Below are 18826 nucleotides of genomic sequence, written 5' to 3' on the forward strand. Positions count from 1 at the left end.
CTTCGGAGCGTCAGCGCAGCGAGGCCGGCACGTCCATCGCCGAACACACCGCACGCCACACGTCCTTGGCCTCCCAGCCGGCCTCCAGCGCCTGGTGGACGGTCCGGCCGCCCAGCTCCGTCATCACGTGGTCCCGTGCGAAGGAGTCGGCGTAGCCTGCGCCGAAGTGCTCGGCCATCCGCTCCCAGAAAATCGTCAACCGCATGCCCCCAGTATCCCGCCCCGGGAGAGTGCACCGGCGGCGTTCGCCCCGCGCCCCCGCGTCACCGCGTCCTACGTTGCACGCATGCCCGGAGACGAAGCTTCCCCGCAGAGCCCGCGATCCCCGCGATCCCCGCGCCCCCCACAGGCCGCCGCGCACACCCCGCACACCCCGCCCACGCCGCCCGCCCCTCGGCCCCCTTCGGACCCGCTGCCCGCGCTGGACCGCGCCGAGCGTTTCATCTGGCTCACCGCCCGCGTGCTGGAGCAGCGCCGGTTCGCGTTCCACTTCCTCGGCGGGGACGCCGACCCGGTGGACACCGCCCTCGGGTCGTACCTCAACCCGGACGGCGGCTACGGTCACGCCCTCGACCCGGATCTGCGCGGCCCGCTGAGCCAGCCCCTGCACACCGCGCACGCCCTGCGCGTACTGGACGGCCTGGGCCGCTGCGCCGGACAGCGCATCGAGCGGCTCTGCCGCCACCTGACGGGAGTCTCCACCCCGGACGGCGCGCTTCCGGTGGTCTTCCCGACGCCGCGCGACTACCCGGCCGCCCCCTACCACCCGATGCAGGACGACCCGCCCGGCGAGCTCCTGACCACCGGACCCGTCGTCGGCCTGCTGCACCGCAACCGCGTCTGGCACGCCTGGCTCTTCCGGGCCACGGACTTCTGCTGGGACCGGATCGAGAACCTGCACCGCACGCACCCGTACGAGGTCCAGAGCGCGGTGGCGTTCCTGGACGGCGTCCCTGACCGGGCGCGTGCGGCCGCGGCCGCGGACCGGCTGGGACGGCTGGTGCGCGAGCAGCGCCTCGTGGTGCTGGATCCGCGGCGACGGTCGGAGTTCCCGCCGGCTGCGGGCTACGCACCGGGCGAGCAGCTGTTCCCGCACGATGTCGCGCGGCGGCCGGAGTCGCTGGCCCGCGGCTGGTTCACGGACGAGGAGATGCGCCGCTCGCTGGACTTCCTGGCCGCCGCGCAGCAGGCGGACGGCGGCTGGCCGGTCCGCCGCGAGGCCTGGGCGCCGGGGAGCTCCCTGGAGCGGCGGCCGATCGCGACGCTGGAGGCGCTGCTGACCCTGCGGGCGTACGGCCGCCTGCCGGCGCAGGTCAGCCGCCCAGGGCCCGTACCCCCGCGGTGACGACGACGGCGGCCGCGACCACGACCAGGAACGGGGCCCGCAGCAGCAGCGCGAGCCCTGCGGCGGCCAGCCCGGCGGCGCGGGCGTCGACGACGAGCGCGGACCCGGTGCTGAAGGTCTGCTGGGCCGTGAGCGCGGCGAGCAGCGCGACCGGCAGCAGCGCGGCGAGGCGGCGCACCAGCGGCCGTTCCAGGGCCCCGGCGGGGACGAGCAGCCCCGCGTACTTCACGGCGTAGCAACCGACGACGGTGAGCGCGATGGCGATCCAGACGTTCACGAGCGGCGTCCCTTCATCCACAGCACGACCGGTGCGGCCAGGGCCGCGATCAGCACGGGCACCCCGGCGGGCAGCACGGGCAGGAATCCCAGCCCGAGGACGAGCGCGAGGGCGGCGACAGCCCGCTCGGTGGCCGTCTTCAGCATCGGCGCGAGCAGGGCCAGGAACACGGCGGGTCCGGCGGCGTCCAGCCCCCAGGCACGGGTGTCGCCGATGGCCTCGGCTCCGAGCGCGCCGAGCAGGGTGGTGATGTTCCACAGCACGTAGAGGGTGAGCCCGGTGACCGTGAAGCCGAGCCGCGCCGACTTCCGGTCGGGCTGGGCCAGCGCCACGGCGGTGGTCTCGTCGATCACCCAGTGCGCGGCGAGGGGCCGTACGGCGCGCGGCAGCCGGAGCAGCTGCGACAGGCGCAGCCCGTAGAAGGCGTTCCGGGTCCCGAGGAAGAAGGCCCCGGCGGCGGCGGTGAACGGGTTCCCGCCCGCGGCCAGCGCCCCGACCAGGGCGAACTGCGAGGCCCCGGTGAAGACGAGCAGGCTCAGCACGCAGGCCTGGAGCGTGCTGATGCCGGCTCCGGCCGCGGTCACCCCGAAGGCGAACCCGGACAGGCCCACGGCGACGCCGACCCCGAGCGCATCCCGTACGACGGCGGCCCGCGGCCGCCCGCCGGGGGCCGGTGCCTCTCGTATCTCTGGCTCTGTGACCAGTTGCTTGTCTCCCACGCCACGAAACTACGCGGGACCCTGCCGGATGGTCTTGTACGTTCTTGCACGGGCGCGGCCGGTACCGCCGATGCCCGCGCTCAGTGGCAGGGCGTGCGGACCGCCGGCCGCCGCGGGATCACGGCTCGCCGTGCGCGGCGAAGGTTCCAGCCGCCGCGCGTGCCCCGCCCCGGGGCCGGCCGGGCGGCGCCCCACCGGCCCGCTCCCACCGGCCCGCTCCCGCCGGTACGCCCCGGGTGGGACTCCCACGATGCGGGTGAAGTGCCGGTTCAGGTGGGGCTGGTCGGTGAAGCCGACGGCGACCGCCGCCTCCGACGGCGGGCTGCCCGCGTCGAGCAGCCGGCGGGCCCGCCGGACCCTGGCGTCGGTCAGCCAGGTGTGCGGCGGCATCCCGTACCGCTCCCGGAAGGCCCGCAGCAGGGCGAAGGGGCTCATGCCCAGCTCCGCCGCGAGCTGCTCCAGGGACGGCGGGTCGGCGAGGCGCTCCTCCAGTACGGCCCGGGCCGCCGCCGCTTCGGGCCCGCCCGCGGCGCGGACCGGGCGGGCGGGCAGCGGTCCGGCGTACCGGGTCAGCATCCGGGCGACCACACCCCGCAGGAGCGTGTCGGCGGCCAGCGCGTTCCCGGCCTCGGCGGCCCGGTGCACCTCGGTGATCGTGCGCGAGGCCTGCGGGTCGGCGACGATGTCGGCGGTGAAGCCGGGGGTGCCGCGCAGGGTGCCGATCTCGGCCGCGACCTCGGCGATCAGGTCGCTGGACGGGTAGAGGGTGGCATACGCCCACCCTTCGGGCGCCCCGGCGCGCGCCGTGTGGGGCACCTCGGGGTTGATCAGGACCACGCTGCCCGGTCCGGCGCGCACGACGTGGCCGGGCAGGCCGACCTCCTCGATGCCGCCGGTGACGGCCGCGATGACGTAGCCGTCGTGCGCGTGGCGCGGGAAGGTGTGGCGCACGTAGCGGGCGCGCAGCAGGTCGAGCCCGGGCAGTTCCGGGTACTGCCAGTGCCTGGCCCACTCCCCGCGGCCTTCGTCCGTCCCCATCCCCCCATTCTGCGCCCCCTCCCCGACGCGTGTTTGCCCAGGTCCGGGGCGTTGTCAGTGGCGGGGTGCACGATGGGGGCATGGCAGGCGCTGCGCTCGACTCGTTCTCCCCCGCGACCCGCTCCTGGTTCACGGGGGCCTTCGTCGCGCCCACCAGCGCGCAGGAGGGTGCCTGGCGGGCCATCGGGGAGGGTTCGGACGTGCTGGTGGTGGCGCCCACCGGTTCGGGCAAGACCCTGGCCGCGTTCCTCGCCGCCCTCGACCGGCTCGCCTCGGCCCCGCCGCCCGCCGAGTCGAAGAAGCGCTGCCGGGTGCTGTACGTGTCGCCGCTGAAGGCACTGGCCGTCGACGTCGAGCGCAATCTGCGCAGCCCGCTGACCGGGATCCGGCAGGAGTCCGTCCGCCTCGGGCTGCCGGAGCCGGACATCCGGGTGGGGATCCGCTCCGGCGACACCCCTGCGGCGGAGCGGCGGGCGCTGGCCACCCGGCCGCCGGACATCCTGATCACCACCCCCGAGTCGCTGTTCCTGATGCTGACCTCGGCGGCGCGGGAGGCCTTGGCCGGGATCGAGACGGTGATCGTGGACGAGGTGCACGCGGTCGCCGGGACCAAGCGCGGCGCACACCTCGCCGTGTCCCTGGAGCGGCTGGACGAACTGCTGCCGCGGCCGGCGCGCCGGATCGGGCTGTCGGCGACGGTCCGGCCGGTGGAGGAGGTGGCCCGGTATCTCGCGCCGCGCGGCAGGGTGGAGATCGTCCAGCCGCCGTCGGACAAGGAGTTCGACCTGTCCGTGGTCGTCCCGGTGCAGGACATGGGCGAGTTGGGCGGTTCCCCCGCGACGGAGGACCGGGAGGGCGGGGACAAGCCGTCGATCTGGCCGCATGTGGAGGAGCGGATCGCGGACCTGGTGCAGGCGCACCGCTCGACGATCGTGTTCGCCAACTCCCGCCGCCTCGCCGAGCGGCTGTGCAATCGGCTCAACGAGATCGCGTACGAGCGGGCCGTCGGCGAGAAGCTGCCCGAGCACGCGTCGCCGGCCGAGGTGATGGCCCAGTCGGGCGCGGCCCTGGGCGCCCCGCCCCTGCTGGCCCGGGCGCACCACGGCTCGGTGTCCAAGGAGCAGCGGGCTCTGGTGGAGGAGGACCTGAAGGCGGGCCGGCTGCCGGCCGTGGTCGCCACCTCCAGCCTGGAGCTGGGCATCGACATGGGCGCGGTGGACCTGGTGGTGCAGGTGGAGTCCCCGCCTTCGGTGGCGTCCGGGCTCCAGCGGGTGGGCCGGGCCGGGCACCAGGTGGGCGCGGTCTCCACCGGGGTGGTCTTCCCCAAGTACCGGGGCGACCTGGTGCAGGCGGCGGTGGTCACCGAGCGGATGCGGACGGGCGCGATCGAGTCCCTGCGCATCCCCTCCAACCCCCTCGACGTCCTGGCGCAGCAGCTGGTCGCCATGGTCGCGATGGACACCTGGCAGCTGGACGACCTCCTGGCGCTGGTGCGGCGGGCGGCGCCGTTCGCGGCGCTGCCGGAGTCGGCGTTCACGGCGGTGCTCGACATGCTGGCCGGCCGCTATCCGTCCGACGCCTTCGCCGAACTGCGGCCGCGTGTGGTCTGGGACCGGGTGGCGGGGACGGTGACGGGCCGTCCGGGGGCCCAGCGCCTCGCGGTCACCTCCGGCGGCACGATCCCGGACCGCGGGCTCTTCGGGGTCTTCCTGGCAGGCTCGGACCCGAAGAAGGGCGGCGGCCGGGTCGGCGAGCTCGACGAGGAGATGGTCTACGAGTCCCGTATCGGGGACGTCTTCACGCTGGGCACCACCTCCTGGCGTATCGAGGACATCACCCGCGACCGGGTCCTGGTCACGCCCGCCCCCGGGGTGCCGGGCCGGCTGCCGTTCTGGAAGGGCGACCAGCTCGGCCGCCCGCTCGAACTGGGCCGCGCGGTCGGCGCGTTCCTGCGCGAGCTCGGCGGGCTCTCCGCGCAGGACGCCCGGCTGCGGCTGGTGGCGGCCGGCCTGGACGCCTGGGCCGCGGAGAACGTGCTGGCGTATCTGGCCGAGCAGCGCGAGGCCTGCGGCCACGTCCCGGACGACCGGACGATCGTGGTGGAGCGGTTCCGCGACGAGCTGGGTGACTGGCGGGTCGTCGTCCACTCGCCGTTCGGCGCGCAGGTGCACGCCCCGTGGGCGCTGGCCCTCGGCGCCCGCCTCGCCGAGAAGTACGGCATGGACGCGCAGGTGATGCACGCCGACGACGGCATCGTGCTCCGTCTTCCCGACGCGGACCTGTTGTCCATGGACCTCCTGGACCACGATCCGGCGGGAGCCCCCTCCTTCGCGTTCGACGACGAGCAGGCGCCGCTGGGCGCCGCCGACGTCGCCTTCGACCACGGGGACATCAACCAGATCGTCACCGACCAGGTGGGCGGCTCGGCGCTGTTCGCCTCCCGCTTCCGCGAGTGCGCGGCCCGCGCGCTGCTGCTGCCGCGCCGCAGCCCCGGCCGCCGCACCCCGCTGTGGCAGCAGCGCCAGCGGGCCTCCCAACTGCTCCAGGTCGCCTCCGAGTTCGGCTCCTTCCCGATCGTGCTCGAAGCCGTACGCGAATGCCTGCAGGACGTCTTCGACGTGCCCGGCCTGACCGAGCTGATGGGTGACATCGAGGCGCGCCGGGTCCGGCTGGTCGAGGTCACCACCCCGGAGCCCTCCCCCTTCGCCCGTTCCCTCCTGTTCGGTTACGTCGCCCAGTTCCTCTACGAGGGCGACTCCCCGCTGGCCGAGCGCAGGGCGGCCGCGCTCTCGCTGGACTCCCGGCTGCTGGCCGAGCTGCTCGGCCAGGCGGAGCTGCGCGAGCTGCTCGACGCGCAGGTGCTGGAGGAGCTGGAGCGGGAGCTGCAGTGGCTCACCGAGGAGCGGCGGGCCAAGGACGCCGAGTCGGTGGCCGACCTGCTGCGCCTGCTGGGCCCGCTGACACAGGATGAGCTGACGGCGCGCGGCGCGGATCCGGCCTGGGCCCGCGAGCTCGCCGCGGCCCGCCGCGCCATCCGGGTCCGGATCGGCGGCGCGGACCACTGGGCGGCGATCGAGGACGCCGGCCGGCTGCGGGACGCGCTGGGCACCGCACTGCCCGTCGGCGTCCCGGAGGCGTTCACCGAGCCGGTCAAGGACCCGCTGGGGGACCTGCTGGCCCGGTACGCGCGCACCCACGGGCCGTTCACCACTGCCGCCGTGGCCACCGCCTTCGGTCTGGGCGCGGCGGTGACCGAGGGCGCTCTGAACCGCCTCGCGGCGGCGGGGCGGGTGGTGCAGGGCGAGTTCCATCCGGCGGGCATCGGCCAGGAGTGGTGCGACGCGACGGTGCTGCGCCGGCTCCGCCGCCGTTCCCTGGCCGCTCTCCGGCAGGAACTGGAGCCGGTCCCGCCGACCTCGCTGGCCACGTTCCTGCCCCAGTGGCAGCACCTGGGCGGAGCCCTGCGCGGCCTCGACGGCCTGGCCCGGGCGGTCGAGCAGCTCCAGGGCGCCCCGGTCCCGGCGTCCGCGCTGGAGCGGCTGATCCTGCCGTCGCGGGTGGCCGGCTACTCCCCTGGCCTGCTGGACGAACTGACCACCACGGGCGAGGTGGTCTGGGCGGGTGCCGGCGCCCTCCCGGGCAAGGACGGCTGGGTGTCCCTCTACCTGGCGGACGCCGCCCCGCTGCTCCTGCCGCCGCCGCATCCGCTGGAGCCGAGCCCGCTGCAGCAGGCGGTCCTGGCGGCCCTCTCCGGCGGATACGGCCTGTTCTTCCGGCAGATCTCGCAGGCGGTCCGCGCCGAGTTCCCCGAGGCGTCGGACCTCGCCCTCTCCGATGCGGTGTGGGACCTGGCCTGGTCGGGCCGGCTCACCAACGACACCCTCGCCCCGCTGCGCTCGCTGCTCGGTTCGGGCCGCACGGCGGGCTCAACGGCCCACCGGGCCCGCCGCACCGTCCCGCGCGGCCGGTACGGCACGCTGAGCGCGACGGCGTCCCGTACGGGCCCGCCCACGGTCTCCGGCCGCTGGTCGCTGCTGCCGGCCCCGGCGCCCGACCCGACGCACCGCGCCCACGCCCTGGCCCGCACCCTGCTGGACCGGCACGGGGTGGTGACCCGCGGTGCGGTCGCAGCGGAGGGCGTGGAGGGTGGCTTCAGCGCGGTCTACCGCGTCCTGTCGGCCTTCGAGGACAGCGGGCAGGCGCGCCGGGGCTATGTGGTCGAGGGGCTGGGCGCGGCCCAGTTCGCCATGGACGGCGCGGTGGACCGGCTCCGGGCCGCCGAGCGCACACCGCCCCCGCTGGCCGCGGTGGTCCTGGCCGCCGCCGACCCGGCGAACGCGTACGGGGCGGCCCTGCCCTGGCCGGAGCCCCCGGCCGGCGCCACCCACAAGCCGGGCCGCAAGGCGGGTTCCCTGGTGGTCCTGGTGGACGGCGAGCTCACCCTGTATCTGGAGCGCGGCGGCAAGACCCTGCTGGCCTGGCCCGGCCCGGGGGACCCGCGGCTGACGGCGGCGGTCGCCGCCCTCGCCGCCGGCTGCCGCTCGGGCAGCCTGCCGGCGCTGACGGTGGAGCGGATCAATGCCGCGGCCGCGCTCACCTCACCCCTGGGACCCGCGCTCGAATCCGCCGGCTTCCACGCCACGCCCCGAGGGCTGCGCCTGCGGCAGTGATCAGCGCGCCTGGTCCGCGCGGCCTGGTCCGCGGCCTCTGGTCAGCGCATCGAGGTGCGCGAGCGCCGGCTGCCCGCCGCGTCGGGGCCCTCCTGGCGGGGCTGACCCGGGCGACCCGGAGCGCCGTCGCCGCGGCCGTGTCCGTCACGACCGTGTCCGTCACAGCCGCGCAGGCACTGCTCCTACGAAGATCCCGCGCGCCCGAGGGGTGGGCGGCACGGCTGCCGGCGCCGGCAGCCGTAGGGGTTGTGCGGGCAGGACGGGGCGGATGGCGCTGTCCGCCCTCTGCCGGGTGCCGGGCGGCTCTCAGCGCGTCACCTTGACGCCGCTGCGGCCACCGCCGAGCGCGAGCCGGACGGCGCCGTGCATGTGGGCGTACAGCTCCATGTCCTGGAACTCACCAGCGGGTCTCGCCGGGCGTCCCCGGTGCCGTCCCCGCCGCGGGGGTGAGTCGCGGGCGCCGCCCGCCGGGGGCGTCCACGGGCGACAATGGGGGCATGCCCGAAGGCGACAGCATCCGGCGCGCGGCGACCCGCCTGCACGCGGCACTGGCAGGCCGCGAACTGACCCGCAGCGACCTGCGCGTCCCCCGCTTCGCCACGGCGGACCTCACCGGCCGCGTCACCCTCGACGTCACCCCCCGCGGCAAGCACCTCCTCGCCCGCTTCGAGGGCGGCCTCACCCTGCACAGCCACCTCCGCATGGACGGCGCCTGGCACGTCTTCGCCGCCGGCGAGAAGTGGCGCGGCGGCCCGGACCACGAGATCCGCGCCGTCCTCGGCACAGCCGAGGCCACGGCCGTCGGCTACCGCCTCCCCGTCCTGGAGCTGATCCGCACCGCCGAGGAGGACCGCGCCGTCGGCCACCTCGGCCCCGACATCCTCGGCCCTGACTGGGACCCCGCACGCGCCGCCGCCAACCTCCTCGCCGCCCCGGAGCGCCCCCTCGGCGAGGCCCTGCTGGACCAGCGCAATCTCGCCGGGATCGGCAACATCTACAAGTCCGAGCTCTGCTTCCTGGCTCAGGTCACCCCCTGGACCCCGGTCGGCGAGCTCCCCGAGCCCAAGCTGCCGCGGCTGGCGGCCGCCGCCCACCGGCTGCTGTCGGCGAACATCGGCGACCGGCCCGGGCATCGCAACACCACCGGCATCCACCGCCCCGGCCAGGAGCTCTTCGTCTACGGCCGGGCCCGCCGCCCCTGCCTGCGCTGCGGCGCCCCGGTCCGCGAGGCCCCCCAGGACGACCGCCCCACCTACTGGTGCCCCCGCTGCCAGCCGGGGCCCACTCCCTGAGCACCCGCACCCGCACCCGCGCCCGCACCCACACCCCCGTCCGCCCGCCCGGGCGACGGGACACAATGATTGACGACCCGTCAGATCTGGTCGTACCGTCCCGGCATGCCCACACCCACAGCCTCGTACGACCTCACCGGGCGCACCGCCCTGGTCACCGGAGCCGCCGGCGGGATCGGCCGCGCCACCGCCGTCCTCCTCGCCGCGGCCGGCGCCCACGTGCACTGCACCGACCGTGACGAACAGGGTCTGGCCGAGACCGCCGCCCTCGCCGCCAAGGCCGGCGGCGGCGCCACCGCGCATCCTCTCGACGTCACCGACCGCGCGGCGATCAGGGCGGCCGTCGCCGCGGCGGGTCCGCTCGACATCGCCGCCGCCATCGCCGGGATCATGCACACCAGCACCGTCCTGGAGACGGCCGACGAGGACCTCGACCGGGTCCTGGACATCAACTTCAAGGGGGTTCTGCGCACCTGCCAGGAGGCCGCCCGCTCCATGATCGCGGCGGGTCGCCCCGGATCGATCGTCACCATGGCCTCCGGCGCCGTGGACGCCGCCCAGCCCGGCCTGCTCTGCTACAGCGCCGCCAAGGCCGCGGTCGTCCAGCTCACGAAGACCCTCGCCACCGAGACCGGACCGCACGGCATACGGGTCAACGCCGTCGCCCCGGGCTGGATCCGCACCCCGATGACCGGCCGCCACAGTCCGGAGGTCCAGGAGCAGACCGAGGCCGCCATGGTCCGCAGGTCGCCCCTGCGCCGGGTCGGTGAGCCGGAGGACGTCGCGCAGGCGGTGCTCTACCTGGCCTCGGACGCCTCGTCCTTCATGACGGGCCAGATCCTGCGTCCGAACGGCGGGGTGTCGATGCCCTGGTGACCGCCCCCAACTCCCCCGCCGGTACTCCGGCCACCCCGGTCCGCCGCCGAACCCTGCGCAGCGGCGCCGGCACACAGTGCACCGGCAGCAGCCCCAGTCCCCAGCCGCCCACGGCCACGGCGCCCTCCACCGCCCCCGCTTCCGCGGGCGCCAGGACCAGCCGCAGCACGGCCCACCACCACAGAGCCCCGACGGCCAGCGCGAGGGCCCACAGCACGGGTATGCGCAGCGACGTCCGCACTGCCACCTCCAGGGGCCGGGACCCGGACGGCCCCATCGTCTCGCACGCCCCTCGCGCCCGCACCCAGAACGGCCGGGAGCCCCGGCCGGTGCTCCACGCACCGGCCGGGGCTCCGGCCAAGCTCAAACACGCACGTGCTCGCTCACGCGGCTACGACATTCACCGCTTCCGCAGGCGCCTTGATGGTCACCCGTTCCGGACCGGCGACCGAAGCCATCGAGACCGAATTGAGCATCGGGCGGACCGGTACGGTGACCGGTTCGCTTGCCGCGGCCGACTGTGCCAGCTCAGCGAGCGACAGTTCGTCACTGACTTCGCGCATCAGCTCGGACATCCGTACGTCCAACGCGTCGCAGATCGCGGAGAGCAGCTCGGAGGATGCCTCCTTCTGCCCCCGCTCCACCTCGGAGAGATAGCCGAGCGAAACTCGGGCCGACGAGGAGACTTCGCGCAGAGTACGGCCCTGGCGCTGGCGCTGCCGACGCAGCACGTCACCCAGCAGGCGACGGAGCAGAATCATCGGTGGCTCCCTCCTCTGACCGTGTAGCCGCATCCTTCACGCCCCACCGTACCGCCTCGCGCCGCGGCCGTGCGGGGAGCGATGTCGTGTTCACTCAGGGCTGCAAACATCAAATCCCCCCGTTCTGTTCCGTATCCTGCCCCCGCGCATTCTCACGGAGTTCGTCCGAGAGAAGCTCGAGCACTGTCCGTGCACTCTCCCTACGGATTTCCGCCCGGGAGCCGTTCAACCTCAGCCGGGCCGTTTTCCTGGTCCCCGGACCGTCCACTGCGACGAAAACCGTGCCCACCGGCTGGCCGTCCTGGGTCTCCGGACCGGCCACCCCGGTCGTCGCGATCCCCCACGAAGCGCCCATCACCCGGCGCACCCCGGCGGCCATCTCGGCGGCGACCTGGGCGTTCACGGCGCCTTCGGCCGCGAGCAGGTCCGCGTTCACCCCCAGGACCCGGTGCTTGACCTCCGTCGCGTACGCCGTGACCGATCCGCGGAACGACCGGGAGGCCCCGGGGACGGCCGTCAGCTCGGCCGCGACCATGCCGCCGGTCAGGGATTCGGCGACCGCGAGGGTCTGGTCACTCTCCGCGAGCAGATGGAGCGCGTACGCAGCGGCCGTGCGCCCCTCGCTCGCTCCGGAGCGCCCCCGCGCCACCCCAGAATCTCCCGCCCCGTACGTCACCGCGCGGCCCGCTCCGCGGCGAGTCCCTGGCGACGCAGCACGATCGCCTGGCGGATGTAGTCCAAACCGGTGACGACCGTCAGCACGACCGCGATGGCCATCACCCAGAAGCGCATCGTCGCCAGCGCACCGGTCAGTGCGAGGACGTACATGCCCACGGCCGTCCCCTGGGCCAGCGTCTTCAGCTTGCCCCCGCGGCTGGCCGGAATCACGCCGTAGCGGATGACCCAGAAGCGCAGCAGCGTGATGCCCAGTTCCCGTCCGAGGATCACCCCGGTGACCCACCACGGGAGGTCACCGAGCCAGGAGAGGCAGATCAGCGCGGAGCCCATGATCGCCTTGTCGGCGATCGGGTCGGCGATCTTGCCGAAGTCCGTGACCAGGTTGTACGTCCGGGCCAGGTGCCCGTCGAAGATGTCCGTGATCATGGCGACGGCGAAGGCCGCCCAGGCCCAGGCCCGCCAGGCCGGGTCGTAGCCGCCGTCGGCGAGCAGCAGCAGGACGAACCCCGGCACCAGCACGAGCCGGATCATCGTCAGGATGTTGGCGATGTTCCACAGGCTGGCCTGATCGACCGCCGCGGCCCCCAGCTTCGCGCCGGGTACGGGCCGGCGGCCGGTCCCGCCCGCCGCAGATGCCGGGACACCGGTCATCCGGCCGCCTCCTCAAGGTCCATGTCCAGGGGCTCGGCCACCAGGTCCACTCCCAGGGTGCCGACGACCTTTGCGGTGACGATACGCCCGGGGACCAGGCCCGTGCCGTCCGTGAAGACGACCTGGCCGTCGGTTTCGGGGGCCTGGTGGGCGGCGCGCCCGTAGGCGCCCTCGCCGTCCTCGGCCTCGTCGAACGGGACGACCGTCTCGACGAGCACTTCCAGGGTCTCGCCGATCCGCTCCTCCGCGCGCTGGGCGGTGAGCTCCTCGGCAAGCCGCTGCATGTGCGCCAGGCGCTCGGCGATCGTGTCCTCGTCCAGCTTGTTCTCGTAGGTGACGGCCTCGGTGCCGTCCTCGTCGGAGTAGCCGAACACGCCGATCGCATCGAGGCGGGCGTGGGTGAGGAAACGCTCCAGCTCGGCGAAGTCGGCTTCCGTCTCGCCGGGGAAGCCGACGATGAAGTTCGAGCGGACGCCGGCCTGCGGGGCCTTGGAGCGGATGGTGTCCAGTAGCTCCAGGAAGCGGTCGGTGTCACCGAAGCGGCGCATGGCGCGCAGCACGTCGGGGGCCGAGTGCTGGAAGGACAGGTCGAAGTACGGCACGACCTTGGGGGTCGAGGTCAGCACGTCGATGAGGCCCGGGCGCATCTCGGCGGGCTGGAGGTAGCTGACGCGGACGCGCTCGATGCCGTCGACGGCGGCGAGCTCGGGCAGCAGCGTCTCCAGGAGCCGGATGTCGCCGAGGTCCTTGCCGTACGAGGTGTTGTTCTCGGAGACCAGCATGATCTCCTTGACGCCCTGCTCGGCGAGCCAGCGGGTCTCGCCCAGCACGTCGGCGGGGCGGCGGGAGATGAAGGACCCGCGGAAGGACGGGATGGCGCAGAAGGAGCAGCGCCGGTCGCAGCCGGATGCCAGCTTGACCGAGGCGACCGGGCTCTTGTCCAGGCGGCGGCGCAGCGGGGCGCGCGGGCCGGAGGCGGGCGCCACGCCCTCGGGCAGGTCCGCGGGGGCCTCGGCGGGCTCCTCGGCGGGCGCCTGGGCGTGCCCGGGGAGGGCGACGTCGGCGGCCTGGCGCGCGGCGGGGCTGATCGGCAGCAGCTGGCGGCGGTCGCGAGGGGTGTGGGCCTCGACGCTGCCGCCGCTGAGGATGACCTGGAGGCGGTTGGAGATGTCGGCGTAGTCGTCGAAGCCGAGGACCCCGTCGGCCTCGGGAAGGGCCTCGGCGAGCTCCTTGCCGTAGCGCTCGGCCATGCAGCCGACGGCGACGACGGCCTGCGTCCTGCCGTGGTCCTTGAGATCGTTGGCTTCCAGCAGGGCGTCTACGGAGTCCTTCTTGGCGGCTTCGACGAAGCCGCAGGTGTTGACGACGGCTACGTCCGCGTCGGCGGCGTCCTCGACGAGCTCCCAGCCATCCGCCGCCAAGCGGCCTGCGAGCTCCTCCGAGTCCACCTCGTTACGGGCGCAGCCAAGAGTGACAAGGGCGACGGTACGGCGTTCGGGCATGGACTCAAGACTACTTCGTCCCGGCGTGGGCCCCAGCCGCCCGCCCCCGTACAGCAAGATCCCCGGGGTGCGAGCAGCACCCCGGGGATCCCGGTTGACGCCTTCCGCCCTGGGGCGGCCCCTCGGTCAGCCCGCCTGCGGCTGGTCCTGGGAGGGGTCCTCCTTGGTGTATGTGAGGCGTTCCACTTGACCAGGCTGGAAATCGTCCTTGATCTCCTTGCCGTTCACGAAGAGCTTCACGACCCCGGCGTCGCCGAGCACGAGGTCGACGGACTCCTTGTCCGTGAACGTCTTCGACTGGCCCTGGACGAGGGTGCCGTCGAAGAGGAGCCGGCCCGTGGAGTCCTTCGCGGAGATCCAGCTCTCGCCGGTGTCGGCCGTCAGGACGACCGTGACGAGGTCCTTGGGCGCGGCGGCGATGGCGCTGTCCGAGGGCTCCGGCTTGGCCGCCGGCGGGGCCTGTGTGGGCTGCGCGGCAGGCGTGCCGCCGCTCTGCTTGGGTGCGGGCTTGGGGGAGGCGGATCCTTCCGCCACGGGGCGCTTCTCCTTGTCGTCGCCGCCGCCGAAGGCGGTGAAGCCCACGAAGCCGATGACGGCGACGATGGCGGCGACCATGGCGGCGGTCCAGTTGGGCCGCTGCCGCTCGGGGCGGATCCGTTCGGCGTCGAACATCGGCGCGGCGGGGGTGGGTGCCGGCCGACCGCCGTGGGCCGCGTCGTAGCTCTCGACCAGGGGTGCCGGGTCGAGGTGGACGGCGCGGGCGAGCGTACGGATGTGACCGCGGGCGTAGACGTCGCCGCCGCACCGCGTGAAGTCGTCCTCTTCGATCGCGTGCACGATCGGGATGCGCACACGGGTGACGGAACTGACCTCGTCGACTGTGAGCCCGGCGGCGATCCGGGCCTTCTTGAGGGCCGTCCCGATGGACGGCTCTTCGACGGAACGTTCGACGAGACGGTCCTCGGACCGGTCGTCGGTCGAAGGCCGCTCTTCTTCGGGGGAGTTGGAGTTGCCGATGGACACAAGGGCGCCTTTCGAGCGTGTAGCCACCTGCTGGATGTCCAGTCTAGGGGGGTGACGAAAGGGTGGAGCAACCGGAGGGTGCTCTTCCTACGCCATCCGAATGGCGTGGAAAGGTCCCTTCCGGCGCGGCGGTCCCACGCCGTACGGGACGTCGTACGCGGTGCCGCCACCTCTCTTCAACTTGACGCGGCCCCAAGGGAAACGGTTGCCCGCCAAACGGCTACGAATGCGTCTCGCCGCGGATCACCGCGAGCACCCCGTCCAGCTCGTCGGCCTTCAGCAGGACGTCGCGCGCCTTCGAACCCTCGCTGGGGCCCACGATGCCCCTCGATTCCATGAGGTCCATGAGCCGCCCGGCCTTCGCGAACCCCACGCGCAGCTTGCGCTGGAGCATCGAGGTGGATCCGAACTGCGTGGTGACGACCAGTTCCGCCGCCTGGCACAGCAGGTCCAGGTCGTCGCCGATGTCCTCGTCGATCTCCTTCTTCTGCTTCTGCCCCACGGTGACGTCGTCCCGGAATACCGGCGCCATCTGGTCCTTGCAGTGCTGGACGATCCCGGCGATCTCGTCCTCGGTCACGAAGGCGCCCTGGAGGCGGACGGGCTTGTTCGCCCCCATCGGCAGGAACAGCCCGTCGCCCTTGCCGATGAGCTTCTCGGCGCCGGGCTGGTCGAGGATGACCCGGCTGTCGGCGAGGGAAGACGTGGCGAAGGCGAGGCGCGAGGGCACGTTCGCCTTGATCAGACCCGTGACCACGTCCACCGAGGGCCGCTGGGTGGCGAGCACCAGGTGGATGCCGGCGGCCCGGGCCAGCTGGGTGATGCGGACGATGGAGTCCTCGACGTCACGCGGGGCAACCATCATCAGGTCGGCGAGCTCGTCGACGATCACCAGCAGGTACGGGTAGGGGCTGAGCTCCCGTTCGCTGCCCGGCGGGAGTTTGATCTTCCCGTCCCGGATGGCCTGGTTGAAGTCGTCGATGTGCCGGTAGCCGAAGGCGGCCAGGTCGTCGTAGCGCAGGTCCATCTCGCGCACGACCCACTGGAGCGCCTCGGCGGCCCGCTTGGGGTTGGTGATGATCGGCGTGATCAGGTGCGGGATGCCCTCGTACGCCGTCAGCTCGACGCGCTTGGGGTCGACGAGGACCATCCGGACGTCCTCCGGAGTGGCCCGCACCATGATCGAGGTGATCAGGCAGTTGATGCAGGAGGACTTGCCGGATCCGGTGGCGCCGGCGACCAGCACGTGCGGCATCTTGGCGAGGTTGGCCATGACGTATCCGCCCTCGACGTCCTTGCCGAGCGCGACCAGCATCGGGTGGTCGTCCTCGGCCGCGTCCGCGAGGCGCAGGACGTCGCCCAGGTTGACCATCTCGCGGTCGGTGTTGGGGATCTCGATGCCGACCGCGGACTTGCCCGGGATGGGGCTGATGATCCGCACGTCGGGGCTGGCCACGGCGTAGGCGATGTTCTTGGTCAGGGCCGTGATCCGCTCGACCTTCACGGCCGCGCCGAGGGTGACCTCGTAGCGGGTGACCGTCGGGCCCCGCGTGAACCCGGTGACGTCGGCGTCCACCTTGAACTCGGTGAACACGTTGCGCAGGGATGCGACCACGGCGTCGTTGGCGGCGCTGCGGGTCTTGCCGGGCCCGCCCTTCTCCAGCAGCTCCAGCGAGGGCAGGCGGTACGTGATGTCCCCGCGCAGCTGGAGCTGCTCGGCGCGGGGGGGCAGCGGCTGGGCCTCGGGGGCCGCCTTCGTCAGGTCGGGCACCGCCAGCGTTCCGGAGGCCGCGGCGGTGGTGGCGTGCGGCTGCTCGGCGGGCTCCGCGGCGGCCTCGGGCGCGGCGGGTGCCGGGGATACCCCGGGTGCCTCGGGTGCCTCGGGTGCCGTCTTCGCGGTGGGGCGCCCGCCGCGGGCGGTCGGCACGGGAGCGGTGACCTCCACGCCGTCCCGCTCGGCGGAGATCCCGTGTGTGAGGTCGGCGACGAGCGGGGACGGCGGCATTCCGCCGTAGACCGCCCCGTCCAGCGCGGCGGCGGCCGCCGCGGCCACGTCGACGGCGTCCATCCCGCGGTCCGTTCCGCGGTCCGTCGCCGGGCGGGCGGCGGTCCTGCGCGGCCGGCGCCGCCGGGCCAGGGCCTCCTCCTCGGCGGCGTCCGCGGGGTCGCCGGAGCGGGCCTGCCACTGCTCCGGGTCGTGCCGGACGGCGGAGCCGCCCTCGGTCTCCCCGTAGCCCTCGTCGTACTCGTTCGGGGCGATGATCCCGAGCCGGATGCCGAGTCGGCGCAGCCGCTGCGGGATCGCGTTGACCGGGGTCGCGGTGACGACGAGCAGGCCGAAGACGGTGAGCAGCACCAGCATCGGCACCGCCAGCGGCGCTCCCATGGTGAAGATCAGCGGCTTGGAGGCGGCCCAGCCGATGAGCCCGCCCGCGTTCTGCATGGCGGTGGTGCCCTCGTCCCGGCCGGGCGCCCCGCAGGCGATGTGGACCAGGCCGAGGACTCCGATGGCGAGGGCCGACAGCCCGATGCCGATCCGGCCGTTGGCGTCGGCCTGTTCGGGGTGGCGGATGAAACGTACCGCCATGACGCCGAGCAGTATCGGAACGAGCAGATCCAGTCGCCCGAAGGCACCGGTGACCAGCATGGTCACCAGATCCCCGACGGGGCCGCTCAGGTTCGACCAGGTACCGGCGGCGACGATCAGCGCGAGGGCGAGGAGCAGCAGCGCGAGGCCGTCCTTGCGGTGGGCGGGGTCGAGGTTCCTGGCTCCCTGGCCGATCCCGCGGAAGACGGCGCCGACCGCGTGCGCGCAGCCCAGCCACAGGGCCCGCACCAGTCGCAGCACGCCGCTCGTCGGGGAGGGCACGGGCTTGGCCGCAGCCTTCTTCGCCGGGGCGCGCCCGGCGGCCGCGGCCTTCTTCGCCGGGGGCTTGCGTGCGGGGGCCGCCTTCTTGGCGGGCGCCGTCGTACGGCCGGTGCGGCCCTTCGCGGTGCCCGCGCTGCTCGGGGAACCCTTGCCGGACGTACGTGAGGCCATGGGCCCGAGGTTACCGGTGCGCGCGCCGGTGGACACGCGTGCCCACCCCTTCACCCGTTCGTGTCGTCGCCGGGGCAGGTGCTTTGACGCTCCGCCAAGCCGGACGCGTACGCGGTCAGTTCTGCGAGGGCAGCGCCGGAGCCCCTCCGGCGCTGCCGGGCTCCAGTGCGTCCAGCGCCCGCCGCAGACCGGTGAGTTTGCGTTCGAGATGGGCCGCGGTCGCCACGACGCCGGCGTCGGCGGAGTCCTCGCCGAGCTGCTTGGTCAGCGCCTCGGCCTGCTCCTCGACCGCCGCGAGCCGCGCGGAGAGCTCGGCCAGCAGGCCCGCTGTCTCCTTGCCGGCGTCCACGCCGTTCGCGCCGCCGCCCTCCAGCTGGAGCCTCAGCAGGGCCGCCTGCTCGCGCAGTTGGCAGTTCTTCGTGTACAGCTCCACGAAGACGGAGACCTTGGCCCGCAGCACCCAGGGGTCGAAGGGCTTGGAGATGTAGTCGACCGCACCCGCCGCGTAACCGCGGAAGGTGTGGTGCGGACCGTGGTTGATCGCGGTGAGGAAGATGATCGGAATGTCCCGGGTGCGTTCGCGCCGCTTGATGTGCGCGGCCGTCTCGAACCCGTCCATGCCCGGCATCTGGACATCCAGCAGGATGACCGCGAAATCGTCCGTCAGCAGCGCTTTGAGCGCCTCCTCCCCCGACGACGCCCGGACCAGTGTCTGATCGAGCGCGGAGAGGATGGCCTCCAACGCCAGCAGATTCTCCGGCCGGTCGTCGACCAGGAGGATCTTGGCCTTCTGCACCATGCCCTGTCCTCCTCGCCCCGGCATGGGGCCTCCCCGGCTCTTGGCACCGGCCTGTGCGCCGGGCCCCGCCCCAGAGAACGACACCCGTGCGCCGTCCGTCCTTGTGCCGGTCATCGTAGCCCCAGTCCCGAGATCGCCACACCCTGTCACCAGGA

Annotated in this window: 16 protein-coding genes; 4 read left to right on the plus strand and 12 right to left on the minus strand. The window is 73.8% G+C overall.

Annotated elements, in window-relative coordinates; all coding sequences use genetic code 11:
- Positions 1–10 precede the first annotated feature (10 nt).
- Positions 11–205: a DUF3046 domain-containing protein gene (locus ACFWFZ_RS32455; RefSeq protein WP_030650223.1), complete on the minus strand. Its 195-nt coding sequence runs from the start codon at positions 203–205 to the stop codon at positions 11–13.
- An 81-nt stretch (positions 206–286) separates the two neighbouring features.
- On the opposite strand from ACFWFZ_RS32455, the gene ACFWFZ_RS32460 reads away from it, so the two are divergent.
- Positions 287–1345 carry a hypothetical protein gene (locus ACFWFZ_RS32460; protein ID WP_387127274.1) on the plus strand — a complete coding sequence of 353 codons (1059 nt, stop codon included), beginning with the start codon at positions 287–289 and terminating at the stop codon, positions 1343–1345.
- Here ACFWFZ_RS32460 and ACFWFZ_RS32465 read toward each other — a convergent pair.
- Genes ACFWFZ_RS32465 through ACFWFZ_RS32475 form a run of 3 tightly spaced genes read right to left on the minus strand, consistent with a single transcriptional unit; the run spans position 1314 to position 3379 of the window.
- Positions 1314–1622 carry an AzlD domain-containing protein gene (locus ACFWFZ_RS32465; RefSeq protein WP_387127276.1) on the minus strand — a complete coding sequence of 103 codons (309 nt, stop codon included), beginning with the start codon at positions 1620–1622 and terminating at the stop codon, positions 1314–1316. The genes ACFWFZ_RS32460 and ACFWFZ_RS32465 overlap by 32 nt on opposite strands.
- Positions 1619–2341: an AzlC family ABC transporter permease gene (locus ACFWFZ_RS32470; RefSeq protein ID WP_387127278.1), complete on the minus strand. Its 723-nt coding sequence runs from the start codon at positions 2339–2341 to the stop codon at positions 1619–1621. Before ACFWFZ_RS32470 ends, ACFWFZ_RS32465 begins: the two co-directional genes overlap by 4 nt.
- A gap of 9 nt (positions 2342–2350) precedes the next feature.
- A complete protein-coding gene (locus ACFWFZ_RS32475; protein ID WP_387127280.1) occupies positions 2351–3379 on the minus strand; it encodes an AraC family transcriptional regulator in 1029 nt (342 codons plus the stop codon).
- 80 nt (positions 3380–3459) lie between these two features.
- Between ACFWFZ_RS32475 and ACFWFZ_RS32480 the strand changes: the two genes are divergently transcribed.
- The 3 genes from ACFWFZ_RS32480 to ACFWFZ_RS32490 all read left to right on the plus strand — a co-directional run bounded on the left by ACFWFZ_RS32480 (position 3460) and on the right by ACFWFZ_RS32490 (position 10217).
- Positions 3460–8049: an ATP-dependent helicase gene (locus ACFWFZ_RS32480; protein ID WP_387127282.1), complete on the plus strand. Its 4590-nt coding sequence runs from the start codon at positions 3460–3462 to the stop codon at positions 8047–8049.
- 497 nt (positions 8050–8546) lie between these two features.
- A complete protein-coding gene (locus ACFWFZ_RS32485; protein ID WP_387127285.1) occupies positions 8547–9341 on the plus strand; it encodes an Fpg/Nei family DNA glycosylase in 795 nt (264 codons plus the stop codon).
- Between the two features lie 105 nt (positions 9342–9446).
- Positions 9447–10217, plus strand: a complete 771-nt coding sequence (locus ACFWFZ_RS32490; RefSeq protein WP_387127287.1) for an SDR family NAD(P)-dependent oxidoreductase — start codon at positions 9447–9449, stop codon at positions 10215–10217.
- Here the strand turns inward: ACFWFZ_RS32490 and ACFWFZ_RS32495 are convergent.
- The 8 genes from ACFWFZ_RS32495 to ACFWFZ_RS32530 all read right to left on the minus strand — a co-directional run bounded on the left by ACFWFZ_RS32495 (position 10165) and on the right by ACFWFZ_RS32530 (position 18671).
- Entirely contained in the window at positions 10165–10494 is a 330-nt protein-coding gene (locus ACFWFZ_RS32495) for a hypothetical protein (protein ID WP_387127289.1), read from the minus strand. The genes ACFWFZ_RS32490 and ACFWFZ_RS32495 overlap by 53 nt on opposite strands.
- A 106-nt stretch (positions 10495–10600) precedes the next feature.
- Entirely contained in the window at positions 10601–10978 is a 378-nt protein-coding gene (locus ACFWFZ_RS32500) for a helix-turn-helix domain-containing protein (RefSeq protein ID WP_030664971.1), read from the minus strand.
- Between the two features lie 109 nt (positions 10979–11087).
- Positions 11088–11627: a CinA family protein gene (locus tag ACFWFZ_RS32505; protein ID WP_387127292.1), complete on the minus strand. Its 540-nt coding sequence runs from the start codon at positions 11625–11627 to the stop codon at positions 11088–11090.
- A gap of 23 nt (positions 11628–11650) precedes the next feature.
- A complete protein-coding gene (gene pgsA / locus ACFWFZ_RS32510; RefSeq protein ID WP_030029316.1) occupies positions 11651–12307 on the minus strand; it encodes a CDP-diacylglycerol--glycerol-3-phosphate 3-phosphatidyltransferase in 657 nt (218 codons plus the stop codon).
- Positions 12304–13809 (minus strand): 30S ribosomal protein S12 methylthiotransferase RimO, encoded by a 1506-nt coding sequence (gene rimO, locus ACFWFZ_RS32515; protein ID WP_387127295.1) that lies wholly within the window; start codon positions 13807–13809, stop codon positions 12304–12306. The genes pgsA and rimO overlap by 4 nt, the downstream gene beginning before the upstream one ends.
- Positions 13810–13935: 126 nt before the next feature.
- On the minus strand, positions 13936–14832 hold the full coding sequence (locus ACFWFZ_RS32520; RefSeq protein ID WP_387127297.1) for a RodZ domain-containing protein: 897 nt from the start codon (positions 14830–14832) through the stop codon (positions 13936–13938).
- Between the two features lie 220 nt (positions 14833–15052).
- Positions 15053–17872: a DNA translocase FtsK gene (locus ACFWFZ_RS32525; protein WP_387127299.1), complete on the minus strand. Its 2820-nt coding sequence runs from the start codon at positions 17870–17872 to the stop codon at positions 15053–15055.
- Positions 17873–17987: 115 nt separating this feature from the next.
- Entirely contained in the window at positions 17988–18671 is a 684-nt protein-coding gene (locus ACFWFZ_RS32530; protein WP_366681962.1) for a response regulator, read from the minus strand.
- Positions 18672–18826 lie beyond the last annotated feature (155 nt).

The organism is Streptomyces sp. NPDC060232, from assembly GCF_042726555.1.
Classification (GTDB): Bacteria; Actinomycetota; Actinomycetes; order Streptomycetales; family Streptomycetaceae; genus Streptomyces.

Coding starts and splice junctions, on each gene's coding strand:
- ACFWFZ_RS32455 (WP_030650223.1), bottom strand. CDS start 205: ATGCGGTTGACGATTTTCTGGGAGCGGATGGCCGAGCACTTCGGCGCA.
- ACFWFZ_RS32525 (WP_387127299.1), bottom strand. CDS start 17,872: ATGGCCTCACGTACGTCCGGCAAGGGTTCCCCGAGCAGCGCGGGCACC.
- ACFWFZ_RS32500 (WP_030664971.1), bottom strand. CDS start 10,978: ATGATTCTGCTCCGTCGCCTGCTGGGTGACGTGCTGCGTCGGCAGCGC.
- ACFWFZ_RS32530 (WP_366681962.1), bottom strand. CDS start 18,671: ATGGTGCAGAAGGCCAAGATCCTCCTGGTCGACGACCGGCCGGAGAAT.
- ACFWFZ_RS32480 (WP_387127282.1), top strand. CDS start 3,460: ATGGCAGGCGCTGCGCTCGACTCGTTCTCCCCCGCGACCCGCTCCTGG.
- ACFWFZ_RS32485 (WP_387127285.1), top strand. CDS start 8,547: ATGCCCGAAGGCGACAGCATCCGGCGCGCGGCGACCCGCCTGCACGCG.
- ACFWFZ_RS32475 (WP_387127280.1), bottom strand. CDS start 3,379: ATGGGGACGGACGAAGGCCGCGGGGAGTGGGCCAGGCACTGGCAGTAC.
- rimO (WP_387127295.1), bottom strand. CDS start 13,809: ATGCCCGAACGCCGTACCGTCGCCCTTGTCACTCTTGGCTGCGCCCGT.
- ACFWFZ_RS32495 (WP_387127289.1), bottom strand. CDS start 10,494: ATGGGGCCGTCCGGGTCCCGGCCCCTGGAGGTGGCAGTGCGGACGTCG.
- ACFWFZ_RS32490 (WP_387127287.1), top strand. CDS start 9,447: ATGCCCACACCCACAGCCTCGTACGACCTCACCGGGCGCACCGCCCTG.
- pgsA (WP_030029316.1), bottom strand. CDS start 12,307: ATGACCGGTGTCCCGGCATCTGCGGCGGGCGGGACCGGCCGCCGGCCC.
- ACFWFZ_RS32460 (WP_387127274.1), top strand. CDS start 287: ATGCCCGGAGACGAAGCTTCCCCGCAGAGCCCGCGATCCCCGCGATCC.